Origin of the sequence: Rhodococcus aetherivorans, assembly GCF_025722975.1 — a bacterium.
Lineage (GTDB): Bacteria > Actinomycetota > Actinomycetes > Mycobacteriales > Mycobacteriaceae > Rhodococcus > Rhodococcus aetherivorans.
Genome location: NZ_CP106982.1, coordinates 5,526,489 through 5,543,122, shown reverse-complemented (window position 1 = coordinate 5,543,122; position 16,634 = coordinate 5,526,489). Strand labels below are relative to the sequence as shown.

The following is a 16,634-nucleotide window of genomic DNA, read 5'->3' as shown; positions in this document are numbered from 1 at the left end:
ACGGGATCGTCGACGATCTCGCCCGCAACCACCGCGTCGTTGTTTACGACCGTCGTGGCTACGGACGTTCCGGCACAAGCCCATCCGCCACCATCGCGTGCACATCTCGGACCTTTGCCGTCTCGAACTCCCGCCGAGTTGTTGCCGGGCAGCATGACAGGGCGGACGACGAACGCCGGAAGATGGGGCAGTGCTACGGCAGTGGAGGAACCAGTATCTCCTCCGGCTCCTTGTCCGGCCGCAGTCCCTTCCAACTCGGGTGGCGCAGACTGTCGCCGGTGAACTCGCGATACTCGACGTCCCCGACCAGCACCGGCTCGGCCCATCGGGCGGCCCGGACGACGGGCGCCGGAGGTATCACGTCGAACGGATCGCTGGGCCGCTCGAGTTCGTCGAGCCGCTCCCACAGGGCGCGCCGGCCGGCGGTGGTGAAGCCGGTGCCGAGGTTGCCGATGTGGACGAGACGGCCGTCGTCGTCGTGGGCGCCGAGGACGAGGGAGCCGAACGTCGCGCGGTGCACGCCGGTGCCCGGCAACCATCCCGCGATCACGGCTTCGGTGCTCTTGCGCAGGGCGGTCTTGATCCATGCCGGCGAGCGGCGTCCCGGTTGGTAGACGGAATCGGTCCGCTTGCAGACGATGCCTTCGAGACCGTGATCGCGGGCAAGGTCGAGGAGGATCTTCGTGTCGGTGCCGACCCAGTGCGGCGGCGTGCGGACCAGGGGGCCGGACATCGACAGGTCGACCAGCCGACGGCGACGTTCGAGGTACGGCAGCCGGGTCGTCGGCGCGCCGTCGAGCGCGAGCAGGTCGAATGCGTAGAACTCCACGGGGATGGTCCGGATCAGGGCCGCCGTCGGTTTCGCCACGTGGATGCGGCTCTGCAGCCGGGAGAACACCGGCGCCCCGGACCGCGGATCGGGAGCGACGATCTCCCCGTCGACGACCATCGGCCGGCCCCGGGACACCGCCGACAGCGCGAGCGTCAATTCCGGGTAGACCCCCGAGACGTCCTTGCTGTTGCGGCTGTAGAGCCGGCATCGCTCGCCGTCGCACACCGCCACCGTGCGGGCGCCGTCCCACTTCATCTCCACCGCCCAGCCGGTGCCGATCGGCGGCCGGCCGGGCGTGGCCAGCATCGGGGCGGGCACCGCGGAGCGGGAGGCGGGCATGGGTCGAATTATCCGGTGTGCCGTGCCCGGCTGCAGGGCAACTGTTCGAATCACCCTGTACCGGAATGAATTTCACGCGTGTATTCCGCTGCCGTCCGGTGGCGCCGGTGCATTGCCGCAGTTTTCGTGCCGGTGGCGACACCTGTCGCTCGTCTTGACGAAACTCCTGCGGAGTGTCTACCGTCACATATATCCACTCAACGGACATGCGTTCGCATTACGAACACACGGATCGAGGATCGGGTATGAACGAGCGGCACCTCGCCGGCCCAGACGAGTCTCAGGCTCGGCGCGCAGCCTTCGGCAGCTTCGTCGGCGCCGTCATCGACTGGTACGACTTCATCCTCTACGGCCTGGTGGCCGCGCTCGTCTTCAACAAGGAGTTCTTCCCCAACGTCAGCCCGGCCATCGGCACGCTCGCCGCGTTCGCGACTTTCGGCGTCGGATTCCTCTTCCGGCCGCTCGGTGGGGTGGTCTTCGGTCACTTCGGTGACCGCCTCGGTCGCAAGCGGATGCTGGTGCTCACCATCGTGATCATGGGAAGCGCCACTGCCCTGATCGGCCTGCTGCCGAGCTTCGCGTCGATCGGGTGGTGGGCGCCGGTCCTGCTCGTCACGCTGCGGGCTGTGCAAGGATTCGCCGTCGGCGGTGAATGGGGTGGTGCCGCGTTGATGGCGGTGGAGAGCGCGCCACCGAAGAAGAAGGCTCTCTACAGCAGCGGCGTACAGGTCGGCTACTCCGTCGGCCTGATCCTCGCCACCGGATTCGTCATGCTGATGAGCAGCGTCACGACCGACGAGGCTTTCACCCAATGGGGGTGGCGTGTTCCGTTCGTCGCCAGTATCGTGCTCGTCGCCTTCGGCCTGTGGGTACGCTCCAGCGTGGAGGAGAGTCAGGAGTTCACCGAGAAGGTCGAGAGGCTCGAAGCGGAGCTCGGCGAGCAGAGCCGCAAGCGCATCCCCCTCGTGGAAGCACTGACCAAGCATCCCAAGGCTTTTCTGCAGATCATCGGTCTGCGCTTCGTCGAGCTGTTCTCGATGTACATCGTCACGACGTTCGCGCTCAGCTATTCCACCAACGAACTCGGCATGGAACGCAGTTTCATGCTCAACGTCGGCCTGCTCGTCGGTGCCCTCGGAATGGTGACCATCCCGTTGTTCGCGTGGCTGTCCGACCGGTACGGGCGTCGCCGGGTGTACATGCTCGGTTCCGCACTCGGCGCCGTCTGTGCGTTCCCGTTCTTCGCGATGCTCGAGGGCGGCTCGATGATCGGAACCGTCATCTTCGCGGTGCTGTTGGTCAACATCGCCCACGACATGGTGGTCAGCGTGCAGCAGCCGCTGTTCACCGAGATGTTCGGCGCCGAGTACCGCTACAGCGGCGCCGGGGTGGGCTACCAGGTGGCCAGCGCGGTCGGGGGTGGGTTTACCCCCTTCATCGCGGCGGCCCTGGTCACCGTCTCCGGCGGGTCGTGGCACCTGGTGGCGGTCTATCTCGCCGGCGGATGCGTGATCTCCGGGATCATCGCCTGGCGGCTCGGACACGACCACGGTGACGCCGGCCGGGCCGCCCGGGCGTCGCGGACATCGACTGTCGCGACCGCGCCCTGAGACGCGGATCGACCGGAGGCGGCGACGGACGGGGCCAGGGGCGTGGGCGCTCGAAATCTCCTACGCGTAATGGCTTCTCGATCACGAAATGCTGCACGGATCGGTTGATCCGCCTCGCCGGGCCGGGTGCGGCCGAGCATGGAAGGGGAGCCGCCGGCACCGCGCACGGCTCATGGTCCGCTGATCGCGAGATCGGCCCCGATCCGCTGGGCTGCTTCCTGCAATCGGGAGACCACTCGTGCCTCGACGTCCGCGCCGGAATGCGCGATGTTCTGCAGGGAAGAGTTAAGCGCGGCGACGATCCGGCCGGTTCGGTCCCGGATGGGCACGGCGACGCCGCGAACCCCCAGTTCCAGTTCGTCCTCCGACAGCGCCCAACCCCGCTCGGCCGTGGTCAGGATCTCGGCGCGCAGCCGGTCCGGGTCTACGAGGGTCTGCTCGGTGAACGCCCGCAGTTCCGTCGTCTCCAGGTAGCGGTCGAGTTCGTCGGCGGTAAGGCCGGACAGCAGGACCCGGCCGTGCGAGGTCGCGTACGCCGGGAAGCGCATGCCGACCGAGATCGCGATACGCACGATCCGCGGCGAACGGACTCGCGCGACGTAGAGTGCGTCCGATCCGTCGAGCACGGTGACCGAGACGGTTTCCTCGAGTTCGGCGGCGAGTTTCGCCAGGTGCGGTTCGGCCAGCTGCGGGAGCGCCAGCCCGGACAGGTAGGAGAAGCCGAAACGGAGAACGCGCGGGGTCAACATGAAGCGACGACCCTCCTGCCGCAGGAACCCGCGATCGACGAGGGTCAGCAGGATTCTTCGCGTTGTCGATCGGGTGATCCCCACCACCTGGGCCACCTCGCTGAGAGTGCGCTCCCGGTGCTGTTCGTCGAAGCACTCGAGCACCGCGAGCCCACGGTCCAGAGACTCGAGGAAGTACCGTTCACCGGCGGCCGATCGCATGAGCCAATCCTAGGCACGCGACGTGTCTTCGCCTGCCCACGGCTGGTCCTCCCGGGAGGCAGGCCGGTGCCGGATCACGATCGCATGGTTCGTGCCCGGCCGGTACCGTCGCCCCCGGCGAGGCCGCGGAGGTACACCGCGATCGGCCGGGCCAATTGCGCGACGCTCGCGGCGGTGCCGGCGGCGAGTCCCTCCAGCGACCGGGCGCCGAGCAGCCGGTCCACGGTCAGCCCCTCGGCCAGGCTCACGAGATCGGCAGCCGCGGAGTCGGCGTCGTCGGCGCCGCAGGCGGCCACGAGGTCGCGCGCGGCGGCGCGGGAGAACAGGGCGGCTGCAAGGCCGGCGCGTTGCTCGGCGCCGATGGCCGGGTCGGTGGCCAGGGCATACCGCACGAGCAGGTCCCGGCGGCGGTGGGCCAGGTCGCGGTCGAGTGTCGTCGCGACCGCTCGCGCGGCGGCGTCGACGTCGACCGGGGTCGGCGGGCGGGTGAGGCCGGAGTGCTCGAACGCGTCGCGTGATCGCTCAGCGAGCCGGTGCACGGCGGCGTCGAGCAGGGCTCCGCGGGTGCGGAAGTAGTACGAGCACGAGCCGTCGGGCAGGGCGAGGGCGCGGTCGACGGCCCGGTGGGTCAGCGCGCGCAGTCCGTCGCGGGCGATCAGGTCGAGGGTGGTCTCGGCGATCAGGGTGCGACGGTCGGGGCTGCTGGCCATGATCGAACTCTACATATGTAGAGTCCTCTACCAATGTAGAGGAGGTGGGATGGCCGAGGATCCGTACCAGCGGGCCGGCGCCGCCGCCCTGGGGCGGCTGCACCGCGACCTCGCCGCGCAGCGCACCACCCCGCGCGGCGTCTACCTGTGGGGGCCGGTCGGTCGCGGCAAGACGTGGCTGATGGAGCGGTTCCTCGAGGCCGTGCCCGGTCCCGCGCGACGGCACCACTTCCACGGCTTCTTCGCCGGCCTGCATGCGCAGGCGCATCGCCTCGGCTCGATCGACGACGCCGTCGACGCCGCGCTCGGCGACGCCCGTGTGCTGTGCTTCGACGAGTTCCACGTCCACGACGTCGGCGACGGCATGCTCGTCGCGCGCGCCGTACGCATCCTTCACGAGCGGGGCGTCGCGCTCGTCGCCACCTCCAACTACCCGCCCTCGGGCCTGTTGCCCAACCCGCTGTTCCACCACCTGTTCGAGCCCACCATCGCCCTGCTCGAACGCCGGCTCGAGGTGGTCGAGGTCGGCGGGCCGATCGACCGTCGCCGCACCGGTACGGCCACCCCGGGCGACGGGTTCGCCTCGGGTGAGTTCCTCCCGCCCGGCGCTCTCGACGTTCCGGAGCCGGGGGAGCGGCGAACCCTGCGACCGTCGGGCCGCGCACTACCCGTCCTCGCCGTGCGCGGCGACGTCGTGTGGTTCGACTTCGCCGACCTGTGCCGCGCCCCCACCGCGCCCGCCGACTACCTCGCCGTCCTCCGCGAGCACGGCGAGTGGGTCGTCACCGGTGTCCCGCCGCTGCGCGAGCTCGACGCGGACGCCCTGCGCCGCTTCGGCAACGTCGTCGACGTGCTGTGCGACGCCGACGTCCGGCTCACGGTGTCGGCCACCGTCGCGCGCGCCGACTTCGCGACGTCCGTCCCCGCCGAACCCGACGTCGACCGGCTGCTCAGCCGCCTCGCACTGCTCCGCGAACCCGCCCGAGCCTGGATTCAGGACAGCCAAACCTTATAGACTGCCGCGGTGGTACCACGTTCTTCCGAGCTCGTCGACTGTCCGACGGTTCCGTTCGTCCGACATCTCGCCGAACACGGCGAACGGACCGCACTCGTCTGCGACGGCACCGAGATCACCTATCGCGACCTGGCCGAGCGGGTCGCCGCCGTCGCCGACCGCCTCGGCACCACCCGGCGTCTCGTCCTGGTCGCCGGGGCCAACGCCGTCGACCCGATCGTGGCCTACCTGGCGGCGCTGTCCGCCGGCCATCCCGTGCTGCTCGTGCCCGGCGACCGGCCCGACGCCCTGGCCGCGACGATCGAGGCCTACCGGCCCGACGTCGTCGTCGACGGCGGCCGGATCGAAGAACTCGCCGACGGCACCCACGACCTGCATTCCGACCTCGCGCTGCTGCTCAGTACGTCCGGCTCGACCGGCTCGCCCAAGCTCGTGCGCCTCTCGCACCGCAATGTGCAGGCGAACGCCGAGGCCATCGCCGACTACCTCGACATCCGCGACACCGACCGCGCGATCACCACCCTGCCGATGCACTACTGCTACGGCCTGTCGGTCCTGCACAGCCACCTGCTGCGGGGCGCCGGGACCGTGCTCACCGACCGGTCCGTCACCGACCCCGGATTCTGGGACCTCGTGCACCGGCACCGGGTCAGCGCCCTCGCGGGCGTGCCGTACACCTTCGACCTGCTCGACCGCGTCGGCTTCGCCGACATGGACCTGCCGAACCTGCGCTACGTCACCCAGGCCGGCGGCCGTCTCGACCCCGACCGCGTCCGCCGCTATGTCGACCTCGGCCGGCGCGACGGGTGGCAGTTCTTCGTCATGTACGGCCAGACCGAGGCCACCGCCCGCATGGCCTACCTGCCCCCGCACCTCGCCGCGGAGCACCCCGGCACGATCGGCGTCCCCGTTCCCGGCGGCGCCTTCCGCATCGACCCCGTGCCCGAGGCCGGCGACGGTGCCGGCGAACTCGTCTACACCGGGCCCAACGTCATGCTCGGCTATGCCACCGACCCGTCCGAGCTGGCCCTCGGGCGTGTCGTCGACGAACTGCGCACCGGTGACCTCGCCGTCCGCACCGACGCCGGGCTGTACCGGATCGTGGGCCGTCGCTCCCGCTTCGCGAAGCTGTTCGGCCTGCGCATCGACCTGCAGCGCATCGAATCCGTCCTCGCGCGCCACGAGCTCGTCGCGTGCTGCGCCGGCGGCGACGACGAACTGATCGTCGCCGTCCAGGGAGCCGACGCCGCGCCCGTGCGGGCGGTCGCGGCCCGCGCGAGCGGGCTGCCCGAGTCCGCGGTGCGGGTGTGCGTGGTGGCCGAGCTGCCCCGCACCCCCAATGGCAAACCGGACTACCGCGCCGTCGCCGCGCTCGGCGCCGCCCCGGAACCGCCGCAGCCGGCGCCCGAGGCGCGGGCCGTGGACCCCCGGCGGCTGCGGGCGCTGTACGCGGACGTTCTCCGCCGCGACGACGTCACCGACGACAGCACGTTCGTCGACCTCGGTGGCGACTCGCTGTCGTACGTGCGCATGTCGGTGCGGCTCGAGCGGCTGCTCGGGCATCTGCCCGCGGACTGGCCGACGACGCCGCTGCGCGAGCTGAGCCCGTCGTCGCGCCGGGCGCCGTGGGGCTGGCGGATCGTCGAGACCAACGTGCTCATCCGCGCCGTGGCGATCGTGCTCATCGTCGGCTCGCATCTGCACCTGTTCGCCCTCGTGGGCGGGGCACACGTGCTGCTCGCGGCCGCGGGCTACAACTACGCGCGATTCCAACTGCCCAAGCCCCGCGCCGAGCGGCTGCGCACCACCCTGCTCAGCGTCGCCCGGATCGCCGCACCGGCCGTCGTGTGGATCGGCGCGGTGCACGCGCTCACCGGCGAGTACCGCTGGTCGAGCGTGTTCCTGCTCAACGGGGTGCTCGGACCGCCCGCGTGGACGAAGGAATGGCGGTACTGGTTCATCGAGGCGCTGGTGTACGCGCTCGTCGCGGTGGCTCTGTTGCTCGCCGTGCCGTGGTTCGACCGGCACGAGCGACGGTTCCCGTTCGCGTTCCCGCTCGCGCTGGTGGGCGTGGGCCTGCTGACCCGGTACGAGGTGCTCGGGCCGGACATGCCGACCAGTCAGATCCTGGCGTCGTACGTGGTGTTCTGGCTCTTCCCGCTCGGCTGGGCGGCCGCCCGGGCGACCGCGGTGTGGCAGCGGCTGGTGGTGTCCGTCCTGGCGGTGGCGACGGTGCCGGGGTTCTTCCATGCCGAAACCGACCGCACCGCTCTCGTGATCGGCGGCCTGCTCCTGCTGATCTGGGTGCCGCGGACCTGGTGGCCGGCGCTGCTGGTGCGGCCGGCCGAGGTGCTCGCCGCCTCGTCGCTCTACATCTACCTGACCCACTTCACGGTCTATCCGCTGCTGCGGGACATCGACCCGTGGCTCGCGTTCGCGGCGTCGCTCGTGGTGGGTGTGGCGTACTGGCAGCTGTGGGTGCGGCTCGGCCGGCTGTGGGGCCACTTCGGCCGGGTATCCGTCCTCACCATGCTTGCGCGGCGTGGTGCTACCCGCGCGCGTGAGAACGCGCGCGGGTAGCACCGACGGGCGCGGATGTCCGGCGCCTTCTCGTCAGGGCAGCAGCCGGTCGATGAAGCTGTTGCTGAATACCCGATGCGGGTCGAGCCGGTTGTACACCGCCCGCGCGGAGTCCCAGTTCTCGTCCGCGGGCACGCCTTCCCGGTAGGTGTCGGGCAGGACCTGCTCGATGACCCGCTGGTCCGTGTACGGCAGTTCGGGGCCGAACGCCCAGCCCTTGGACCATTCGGGCCGGAAGGTGGAGTCGGCGTTGTTGTAGTGACCGCGCATCCACTGCTCCATCTCGCGGTAGAACGCGAACATGCCGGGGGTGCCCGGCACCCCGAGCACGTTGAGCCAGATCGCGGTGTCCCACTCGGGGTGGTCGGGTCGCGGCCGGGTCGCGGAGATGGTCGGCGGCCCGGCGGACGGGACCCGCACGTCGTCGGGCTGATCGAGCCCGCAGCACCGGATCTCGACCGGGCCGTTGAGCGGGTACTGCCCGAGCGCCCGGTAGTGCTCGATGCGTTCGTGGAACCACTGCGTGAAGTCGTGGATCACGTTCGCGATGTTGGCGCGGTTGGTGAGGACCGCGCCGCCGCCCTCCGTGAGCCGCAGGGTGGTGGCCTTGATGTAGAACTGCAGGTCCTTGGACCAGCCCCAGATGTCGCTCGAGTTCGTGGCGGCGAGGCCGGCGACGGTGGTGTTGTAGTAGACCTGCCCGAAAGCCGGCGCGATGGCGGGGTTCCCGGCCGTCATCTGCCCGAGCAGGTCGGTGACGGGCTCGGGGACGTTGTCCGAGAACGGATAGTTGTACGGGCCGAACACCTCTCGGGACGTCACCGGCTTCTGCGGAGCGAGGGACCACACCTTCATCCACGGCTTGTCGGTGAACGGATACCAGATCGCCTCCGCGCGCCCGCAGGCCCGCACGAAGCTCTCGAAGGTGCGTCCCGGTGCTCCGGCAGGCGCGAACAGCTCGCGCCAGTCGATGTCGGTGTAGCTCTGGCACCGCATCCGGGTGTCCGGGCCGGCCTGCAGGGTGACCGAGGTGACGAACGTCCGGCCGAGGTGGGCGAGCAGCGCAGTGATGTCCGCGTCGGCGCGCGTGTAGGTGCGCAGCGCGTACTCGCTGCCGTTCCACGCCACCGTGGTCAGTTCCGTGACGAGATTGCTCAGCGAGCCGAAGGTGTGTCCCGGGACGTTCTTTTCGCCGTCGGCGGGCAGCGCCGCACCGTGCGCGTTGACGGCCAGTGCACCGGCGATGGACAGCACCCCGGGTGCGGGGAGGTTGGCCCAGCCGAGGCCGTGCCCCTGCAGCGCCGTGGTGATCGCGTCGAGTGTCGCTCCGGCTCCGGCGGTGACGGTGGCGGGGTCCGAACCGGAGTGCACCGACACCCCGTTCAGATGCGCCATCGTGTCCGCCAGGATCACCCTGTCCACCGGTGCGCCGTTGACGATGGTCAGCGGAGTCCAGCCGTGCATCGCGCCACGCGGCCGGACGGTGTAGCCGTGAGCGTGGGCCCAGTTCGCGAGCCGGACGACGTCCTCGGGACTGCGCGGGGCGCACGTCCAGATCGCGTCGAGCATGATCTCCTTGGACCAGTTCTGGTAGGCCTGCTGGTAGAGGGCGATGCCGTCGGGGAACGCGGCCGGGGTGGTCAGGGTGGCACCGGACGAGCCGGCCGGTACGGCGTGGACGGGGGTCCAGCCGCCGAGCGCGGTGGCGGCGAGCGCGCCCGCGCCGGCGGCGAGGAAACCCCGGCGCGACAGGCGCAGGGGTTCGGTGCGAATCGTCATGAACACACTGCTTTCTCACCGGACCGTGGCGGACCGGTGCTGGGGGAGGACGGGGTGTCAGGCGATGGTGAGGACCACGTCGGTGAGGGCGGGCGCGAGGTCGCGCTCGACCACCGCGGCGGTCGCGAGCAGCCGGTCGCCGGTGCGCCACGCGCGCACCCGCAGGGTCTCGCCGGGAAAGACGACGCCGGCGAACCGGGCCGTGAATCCGCGCACGGACGCGGCATCACCGTCGAGCGCCGCGTCGGTGAGCGTCTTGCAGACGATCCCGTACGTGCACAGCCCGTGCAGGATCGGAGCGGGGAACCCGGCGGCCTGCGCGAACTGCGGGTCCGAGTGCAGCGGGTTGCGGTCGCCGCACAGCCGGTACAGCAGGGCCTGTTGCGGCAGCGTCGCGACATCCACCTCGAAATCGGGTGCCCGGTCCGGCAATTCGACGGACTCGGACGGTCCGCGTTCGCCGCCGAAGCCGCCCTCGCCGCGGGCGAAGATGGACGAGCGGGCCGTCCACAGCGGGTTGCCGGCCGGATCCGTGGTCGTCGACTCCTGCACGATCACCGCGGCCTTGCCCTTGTCCCACACCTCGGCGATTCGGGTCACGGTGAGGCCCTTGCCTTCCGGTGGCAGGGGAGCGTGCACCGTCACCTCCTGGCTGCCGTGCACCACCTTCGCCAGGTCGATCTCGATGCCCGGGAACGAGACCTTCGGCGGCTCGGTGGCGTGGAACGTCGCGGCGACGGTGGCGAAGGTGGGCAGGACCTGCGGATCGCCGTCGCGCAGGTAGCGCAGCTCACCGAGGTCGGTGGGACGCGCGCCGGCGCCGAGACCGAGGTGATAGAGCTGAACGTCGCTGCTGCTCCAGGCGAATTCCTGGGCGGGCAGTTCGGCGCCGAGTGCGACGGCGGGATCGATGGGCACGCGGGACCCTTTCTGTTCGGCGGACGGGGTTCGGCCGGATCGAGTGCGGCTCAGTGCAGTTCGGCGGCCTCGGAGATCGGCTGCGCGGCGGGCTGCTCCGGTCGGCCGAGGGCGTCGAGGACCGCGAGATAGGCGAAGGTCATGGCCGGGCCGATCGTGGCGCCGGGGCCGGCGTAGGTGTGGCCCATGACGGGACCGCTGGCGTTGCCGGCCGCGTAGAGACCCTCGATCACGGTCCCGTCCTCGCGCAGGACCCGGGCGTCGGCGTCGGTGCGCAGGCCGCCCTTGGTGCCGAGATCGCCGGGCACCACCTTGATCGCGTAGAAGGGGGCCTTGTCGATGGCGCCGAGGCTCGGATTGGGCTTGTTGCGCGGGTCGCCGTAGTAGTGGTCGTAGCCGGATTCGCCGCGTCCGAAGTCCTCGTCCCGGCCCGCGCGGGCGAAGCCGTTGAATCGTTCGACGGTCGCGGTGAGGGTCTGCGCCGGCACGCCGATCTTCTCGGCGAGCTCGTTGATCGAGCCGGCCTGGACCACCACACCCGCCTTCAGCCACCGCTTGGGGAAGGGACTGCGGGGCGTGATGCCGGCGAAGGTGTAGCGATTGCGGTAGCGCTGGTCGAGGATCATCCAGCACGGGATGTTCTCGCCGGGTCCGTCGCCCCGGCCGTGGCGGCCGCCGTACATGGCGTGCACCGCCTCGACGTACGGAGCGGATTCGTTGACGAAGCGCCGGCCGGCCGCGTTGACCATCATCGAGCCCGGCAGGCTGCGCTCGGACAGGGCGAACCACGGGCCGCCGGTGAGCGGGAAGGACGGGCCCCACCAGGCGTCGTCCATGAAATCGACGGCGGCACCGAGAGCCTGGCCCGCGCGGATGCCGTCCCCGGTGTTGGCCTTCGCGCCGACGGTCCACTCGGTGCCGATCGGGGCGCGCTGATACTGCGTGCGCATCTGCTCGTTGTGCTCGAAGCCGCCGGAGGCGATCACGACGCCGCGGCGGGCCCGGATGGTGTGCAGCTGTCCGTCCGACTCGACGCGCACACCGCGCACCACCCCGTCCTCGACGACGAGGTCCGTCAGGGCGGTGTTGAGCAGCAGCGGAACCCCGGCGTCGCGCAGGCCGACGCGGAGTCCGGCCATGAGCGCCTGGCCGCGGACCAGCAGGTGCTTCCTCGTCGCGCGGGCCCACAGGTATCGCATGCCGACCTTCGCGGCGCGGACCGGTCCGCGCGGGTTGCGCATGAGGAGGTTGAGCCACTTGTAGTCGGCCTGGGTGATGACGAAGTTCGGCGGGCCCTTGACGTAGTCGGGCTCGAGCAGGGCGAGGTCGTCGCCGAGGCGCTTGCCGTCGAACGGCTTCGGCTCGACGGACCGCCCGCCGAGCCGGCCGCCGGGGGCCTCGGGGTAGTAGTCGGAGTAGCCCGGCACCCACTGCAGTTCCAGGGCGCTGTGCTTCAGCACGAAGGACAGCATCTCGGGCCCGCGGTCGATGTAGGTGTCGATCTTGTCGGCGGGCACCACGTCGCCGATGATGCTGTGCAGGTAGGTGCGGGCCGAGTCCGGGGTGTCGGTGACCCCGGCGGCCCTCAGGGCCTCGTTGTTCGGGATCCACACCCCGCCGCCCGAGCGCGCGCTCGAGCCGCCGTAGTGGGGTGCCTTCTCGATCAGGACGACGCTCGCGCCCTGGTGCGCGGCGGTCAGCGCGGCGGTCATTCCGCCGGCACCGCTGCCGACTACGACGATGTCGTATTCCTGCTTGATCATGTAGAACACGTTATAGAATGATGGCGCGGTGAGTCCATCCCTTCTGCCAGGAAGAATCACCCGCACACCACGGGCCGAACGGAAACAGGTTGCAGAACATGCCGGTCGCCGGTGAACAGGAAGGAACCGCAATGCTGCCGACGCAACTGCGCACCCGGCTGGCGGACGAGCTCGAGGCCGCCGAACGCGACCGCACCCCCGTCGACCCGCTCGTGGCCCGGCACCCCGACATCGACGTCGTCGACGCCTACGAGATCCAGCTGATCAACATCCGTCGCCGGCTCGCGGCCGGTGCCCGCGTGGTCGGCCACAAGGTCGGGCTGTCCTCGCTGGCCATGCAGCAGATGATGGGCGTGGACGAACCCGACTACGGCCATCTGCTCGACGACATGCAGGTCTTCGAGGACCGGCCCGTCGACACCTCGCGGTACTGCTTCCCGCGGGTGGAAGTCGAGGTGGCCTTCGTGCTCGGCAAGGACCTGCCCGGCGCGGACTGCACCGAGAGCGACGTCCTCGACGCCACCGTCGCGTTCGCGCCGTCCATCGAACTGATCGACAGCCGGATCAAGGACTGGAAGATCGGCCTCGCGGACACCATCGCCGACAACGCCTCCTCCGCCGGATGGGTGCTCGGCGCGCAGCGGGTGGCGCCGTCCGGCGTCGACATCAAGGGCATCGACGCCGTGCTCACCCGCAACGGCGAACGGATCGCCGAGGGGCGCAGCGACGCGGTGCTCGGCGATCCCGTCACCGCCGTCGCCTGGCTCGCCCGCAAGGTCGAGAGTTTCGGGGTGCGGCTGAAGGCGGGCGACATCGTCCTGCCCGGCTCGTGCACCCGGGCCGTCGACGCGCGCCCGGGCGACGAGTTCCACGCCGAGTTCGCGGGACTGGGCTCCGTCTCGCTCACGTTCTCGTGACCACCCGGTCCCGACTGCAAGGAGAAACAATGGCCAAGGCAAGTGTCGCGATCGTCGGGTCGGGCAACATCAGCACCGACCTGCTCTACAAACTGCAGCGTTCGGACCTGCTCGAGCCGCGGTGGATGATCGGCATCGACCCGGCGAGCGAGGGCCTCGCCCGCGCCCGCACGCTCGGCCTGAAGACGTCGGCCGAGGGCATCGACTGGTTGCTCGCGCAGCCGGAGAAGCCGGACGTGGTGTTCGAGGCGACGTCCGCGTACGTGCACCGGGCGGCGGCGCCGAGGTACGAGGCGGCCGGCATCCGGGCGATCGACCTCACCCCTGCCGCCGTCGGACCGGCCGTCGTGCCACCGGCGAACCTCGGGGCGCATCTCGACGTGCCCAACGTCAACATGATCACCTGCGGCGGTCAGGCCACCATCCCGATCGTGCACGCCGTCTCCCGGGTGGTGGACGTGCCCTACGCCGAGATCGTGGCGTCGGTGGCGTCGGTGTCCGCCGGGCCGGGCACCCGCGCCAACATCGACGAGTTCACCAAGACCACCAGCCGGGGCATCGAGACCATCGGCGGTGCCCGCAAGGGCAAGGCGATCATCATCCTCAATCCGGCGGACCCGCCGATGATCATGCGCGACACCATCTTCTGTGCCATCCCCGAGGACGCCGACCGGGACGCGATCGCCGAGTCCATCCACCGCGTCGTCGCCGACGTGCAGGAGTACGTGCCCGGCTACCGCCTGCTCAACGAACCACAGTTCGACGAGCCGACCGTCGTGTCCGGCGGGCACGCCACCGTCACCACCTTCGTCGAGGTGGAGGGCGCCGGCGACTTCCTGCCGCCGTACGCCGGCAACCTCGACATCATGACCGCGGCCGCCACCAAGGTGGGCGAGGAGATCGCCCGCGCGCTCCTCTCGGCGGACTCCCTCCCCTCGAACTCCACCGTGAAGGCCTGACTCCGATGACCTCTTCGAACTCCGACCTCCGTCGCGACGACATCTTCTTCGAGCCGTCGTGGGACATCCGCGTGACCGACACGTCGCTGCGCGACGGCTCGCACCACAAGCGTCACCAGTTCGACCGGGAGGAGGTGCGCGCCGTCGTCGCCGCCCTCGACCTCTCGGGCGTCCCCGTCATCGAGGTCACGCACGGCGACGGCCTCGGCGGGTCCTCGTTCAACTACGGGTTCTCGAAAGTGCCGGAGCAGGAACTGATCAAGATCGCCGTCGACACCGCGCAGCACGCGAAGATCGCCTTCCTCATGCTGCCCGGTGTCGGCATCAAGGAGGACATCATCGAGGCGCAGGACAACGGCGCCTCGATCTGCCGCATCGCCACCCACTGCACCGAGGCGGACGTGTCCGTCCAGCACTTCGGGCTCGCCCGCGAGCGCGGGCTCGAGACCGTGGGCTTTCTGATGATGGCGCACACCGTCACCCCGGAGAAGCTGGCCGAGCAGGCCCGCATCATGGCCGACGCGGGCTGCCAGTGCGTGTACGTCGTCGACTCGGCCGGCGCGCTCGTTCTCGAGCAGGTCGCCGAACGCGTCGAGGCGCTCGTCGCGGAGCTGGGTTCCGACGCGCAGGTCGGCTTCCACGGGCACGAGAATCTCGGCCTGGGCGTGGCGAATTCGATCGCGGCGGTCCGCGCGGGTGCCAAGCAGATCGACGGGTCGGCCCGCCGGTTCGGCGCGGGTGCCGGCAACACCCCGGTCGAGGCGTTCGTCGGCGTGTGCGACAAGGTGGGGATCAAGACCGGCATCGACTTCTTCGCCGTCGCGGACGCCGCGGAGGACGTCGTGCGCCCCGTGATGCCCGCCGAGTGCCTGCTCGACCGTCAGGCCCTGATGATGGGCTACGCCGGGGTGTACTCGAGCTTCCTGCGCCACGCCGAGCGCCAGGCCGAGCGGTACGGGGTCTCCGCCGCGGAGCTGCTGGTGCGGGCGGGCAAGCGCAAGCTCATCGGCGGCCAGGAGGACCAGCTGATCGACATCGCCCTCGAACTCCAGCGCGAACAGCAGACCGCCTGACCGACCGACCGAATGTCACATCGCGTCAATTCGATCGACGCAATGTGACATTCGGCCCCAACGGGTTTCGACGCTCAGCCATCCGGGTTCGCCACCGGTGGCGTCCTCACGGTCCATCAGCGAGGTCTGTCGCTGTTCGAATTCGAATCGCCGCGACCCTTCGAACACCGCACCGACCTCCTCGAACCCCGTTGCCGCCACCGGCCGTGTGCGACCGTCCCCGCTGCGCCGGAGCAGGCGATGACCCGTCAGACGGCTCCACAACACCTCGACCGCGGCCGCGCCCACCAGCAGGCAGGCCAGTCCCGGAATCGTCATCGCGAACAGCGCGCCCATCGTTCCAGGGTATCGAGCCGTGGAACGCGGCAACGATTTCCGGAGCGCAGGGGCGGGTATCGAGGGACTTCGCCGGTGCTCGCACTGCGGAGCCCGTCCGGGGGTGCTCTGCCCGTAGCCGGGTGGATGAAGGACGGTGCATGTGCCACCGACGCGGTCAAGCCTGACCGGGCCGTCTCCGGGCCGGGCCGGCCCGACCCGACAGATGCCGCGATGTCCTGACCGATATCCGGGGGGACTGTGAACCGATCGTGGGCGAGAGCCGCCACAGTCCGGTGGCGGCGAGAATGTGCCACAGCGCGTGGCCTTGCAGGACACTACTCGGCCGGCAGAGCGAGGTCCGGTCGCCGATGGTGCCGAGCACGGCGCCGGACGCGAGAAGCAGTGCTGCGACGATCGTCGTGCGGCGCAGGTGCGGACGGACGCGGGCGCGTTCCAGCGCGAGTCCCACAGTGACCGCGGCGAGCAGTGCCTGCACGATCGTGGAGGCGCTCGAGCCGGCTGCGACGACGGGAACCATCACGAACGGAACGACGAGCCACCACCGCGGCGACAACCGTCGGTCGAACCGGTCGGAAGCGGCGTCGACGGCTATGTAAGCGAGCAATGTCGCGATCGGTATGTCGTGTGCGTAGGCCTGCCACGGCGGGTTCGGTCCGTGCGCTATGAGGGATCCGGCGCCGACCGCGATGACGAGGAGACCGTAGGTCACCGTCGGCGTGCCCTGCCGACGACGTGCGAGCACGGCCAGGCCGGCGATCACGAAGGCCAGGCTGGTGGCGGCAGCCGCTGGCTGCCCGAGAAAGCCTGCGTCTCGATAGAGCTCGCAGACGTTCGCCAGCATCATGGCTCG

General features: G+C 70.3%; 14 protein-coding genes. 6 read left to right on the top strand and 8 right to left on the bottom strand.

What is annotated here, in order from left to right; all coding sequences use genetic code 11:
• Positions 1-193: 193 nt before the first annotated feature.
• Positions 194-1,171: a non-homologous end-joining DNA ligase gene (ligD, locus tag OCS65_RS25395; protein ID WP_231772028.1), complete on the bottom strand. Its 978-nt coding sequence runs from the start codon at positions 1,169-1,171 to the stop codon at positions 194-196.
• Between the two features lie 245 nt (positions 1,172-1,416).
• On the opposite strand from ligD, the gene shiA reads away from it, so the two are divergent.
• Positions 1,417-2,781, top strand: coding sequence for a shikimate transporter (shiA, locus tag OCS65_RS25390; RefSeq protein ID WP_006943336.1), 1,365 nt, complete (start codon positions 1,417-1,419; stop codon positions 2,779-2,781).
• A 170-nt stretch (positions 2,782-2,951) separates the two neighbouring features.
• On the opposite strand, the gene OCS65_RS25385 is transcribed toward shiA, so the two are convergent.
• Positions 2,952-3,731 (bottom strand): IclR family transcriptional regulator domain-containing protein, encoded by a 780-nt coding sequence (locus tag OCS65_RS25385; RefSeq protein ID WP_043797546.1) that lies wholly within the window; start codon positions 3,729-3,731, stop codon positions 2,952-2,954.
• A gap of 74 nt (positions 3,732-3,805) precedes the next feature.
• Positions 3,806-4,441 carry a TetR/AcrR family transcriptional regulator gene (locus OCS65_RS25380; RefSeq protein ID WP_006943333.1) on the bottom strand — a complete coding sequence of 212 codons (636 nt, stop codon included), beginning with the start codon at positions 4,439-4,441 and terminating at the stop codon, positions 3,806-3,808.
• A gap of 49 nt (positions 4,442-4,490) precedes the next feature.
• Between OCS65_RS25380 and zapE the strand changes: the two genes are divergently transcribed.
• Together zapE and OCS65_RS25370 are read left to right on the top strand one after the other, a co-directional pair.
• The gene (gene zapE, locus OCS65_RS25375) at positions 4,491-5,456 is read left to right on the top strand and encodes a cell division protein ZapE (RefSeq protein ID WP_006943332.1); all 966 of its coding nucleotides are present in this window, start codon (positions 4,491-4,493) and stop codon (positions 5,454-5,456) included.
• 9 nt (positions 5,457-5,465) lie between these two features.
• Positions 5,466-8,036 carry an AMP-binding protein gene (locus tag OCS65_RS25370; RefSeq protein ID WP_006943331.1) on the top strand — a complete coding sequence of 857 codons (2,571 nt, stop codon included), beginning with the start codon at positions 5,466-5,468 and terminating at the stop codon, positions 8,034-8,036.
• 33 nt (positions 8,037-8,069) lie between these two features.
• Here OCS65_RS25370 and OCS65_RS25365 read toward each other — a convergent pair whose 3' ends face one another.
• The 3 genes from OCS65_RS25365 to kstD are packed head-to-tail and all read right to left on the bottom strand — an operon-like array spanning position 8,070 to position 12,496.
• Complete coding sequence (locus OCS65_RS25365) at positions 8,070-9,815, bottom strand: cholesterol oxidase substrate-binding domain-containing protein (protein ID WP_043797652.1); 1,746 nt, start codon at positions 9,813-9,815, stop codon at positions 8,070-8,072.
• A gap of 57 nt (positions 9,816-9,872) precedes the next feature.
• Positions 9,873-10,733: a MaoC/PaaZ C-terminal domain-containing protein gene (locus tag OCS65_RS25360; protein ID WP_263508007.1), complete on the bottom strand. Its 861-nt coding sequence runs from the start codon at positions 10,731-10,733 to the stop codon at positions 9,873-9,875.
• A gap of 50 nt (positions 10,734-10,783) precedes the next feature.
• Positions 10,784-12,496, bottom strand: a complete 1,713-nt coding sequence (gene kstD / locus OCS65_RS25355) for a 3-oxosteroid 1-dehydrogenase (protein ID WP_263508005.1) — start codon at positions 12,494-12,496, stop codon at positions 10,784-10,786.
• Positions 12,497-12,627: 131 nt separating this feature from the next.
• Here kstD and OCS65_RS25350 point away from each other — a divergent pair, with 131 nt between their 5' ends.
• From OCS65_RS25350 to dmpG, 3 genes are read left to right on the top strand one after another with little or no spacing between them, the layout of a single operon-like run.
• Entirely contained in the window at positions 12,628-13,413 is a 786-nt protein-coding gene (locus tag OCS65_RS25350) for a 2-keto-4-pentenoate hydratase (protein ID WP_231772025.1), read from the top strand.
• Positions 13,414-13,442: 29 nt separating this feature from the next.
• Positions 13,443-14,372, top strand: a complete 930-nt coding sequence (locus OCS65_RS25345) for an acetaldehyde dehydrogenase (acetylating) (RefSeq protein WP_231772024.1) — start codon at positions 13,443-13,445, stop codon at positions 14,370-14,372.
• A 5-nt stretch (positions 14,373-14,377) separates the two neighbouring features.
• The gene (gene dmpG, locus OCS65_RS25340) at positions 14,378-15,445 is read left to right on the top strand and encodes a 4-hydroxy-2-oxovalerate aldolase (RefSeq protein WP_006943321.1); all 1,068 of its coding nucleotides are present in this window, start codon (positions 14,378-14,380) and stop codon (positions 15,443-15,445) included.
• A gap of 15 nt (positions 15,446-15,460) precedes the next feature.
• On the opposite strand, the gene OCS65_RS25335 is transcribed toward dmpG, so the two are convergent.
• Both OCS65_RS25335 and OCS65_RS25330 read right to left on the bottom strand, forming a co-directional pair.
• Entirely contained in the window at positions 15,461-15,781 is a 321-nt protein-coding gene (locus OCS65_RS25335; RefSeq protein ID WP_006943319.1) for a DUF6191 domain-containing protein, read from the bottom strand.
• A 157-nt stretch (positions 15,782-15,938) separates the two neighbouring features.
• Positions 15,939-16,628, bottom strand: coding sequence for a hypothetical protein (locus OCS65_RS25330; RefSeq protein ID WP_161996828.1), 690 nt, complete (start codon positions 16,626-16,628; stop codon positions 15,939-15,941).
• Positions 16,629-16,634 lie beyond the last annotated feature (6 nt).

Coding starts and splice junctions, on each gene's coding strand:
- OCS65_RS25345 (WP_231772024.1), top strand. CDS start 13,443: ATGGCCAAGGCAAGTGTCGCGATCGTCGGGTCGGGCAACATCAGCACC.
- OCS65_RS25330 (WP_161996828.1), bottom strand. CDS start 16,628: ATGATGCTGGCGAACGTCTGCGAGCTCTATCGAGACGCAGGCTTTCTC.
- ligD (WP_231772028.1), bottom strand. CDS start 1,171: ATGCCCGCCTCCCGCTCCGCGGTGCCCGCCCCGATGCTGGCCACGCCC.
- zapE (WP_006943332.1), top strand. CDS start 4,491: ATGGCCGAGGATCCGTACCAGCGGGCCGGCGCCGCCGCCCTGGGGCGG.
- OCS65_RS25385 (WP_043797546.1), bottom strand. CDS start 3,731: ATGCGATCGGCCGCCGGTGAACGGTACTTCCTCGAGTCTCTGGACCGT.
- OCS65_RS25350 (WP_231772025.1), top strand. CDS start 12,628: ATGCTGCCGACGCAACTGCGCACCCGGCTGGCGGACGAGCTCGAGGCC.
- kstD (WP_263508005.1), bottom strand. CDS start 12,496: ATGATCAAGCAGGAATACGACATCGTCGTAGTCGGCAGCGGTGCCGGC.
- shiA (WP_006943336.1), top strand. CDS start 1,417: ATGAACGAGCGGCACCTCGCCGGCCCAGACGAGTCTCAGGCTCGGCGC.
- OCS65_RS25335 (WP_006943319.1), bottom strand. CDS start 15,781: ATGGGCGCGCTGTTCGCGATGACGATTCCGGGACTGGCCTGCCTGCTG.
- dmpG (WP_006943321.1), top strand. CDS start 14,378: ATGACCTCTTCGAACTCCGACCTCCGTCGCGACGACATCTTCTTCGAG.
- OCS65_RS25365 (WP_043797652.1), bottom strand. CDS start 9,815: ATGACGATTCGCACCGAACCCCTGCGCCTGTCGCGCCGGGGTTTCCTC.
- OCS65_RS25380 (WP_006943333.1), bottom strand. CDS start 4,441: ATGGCCAGCAGCCCCGACCGTCGCACCCTGATCGCCGAGACCACCCTC.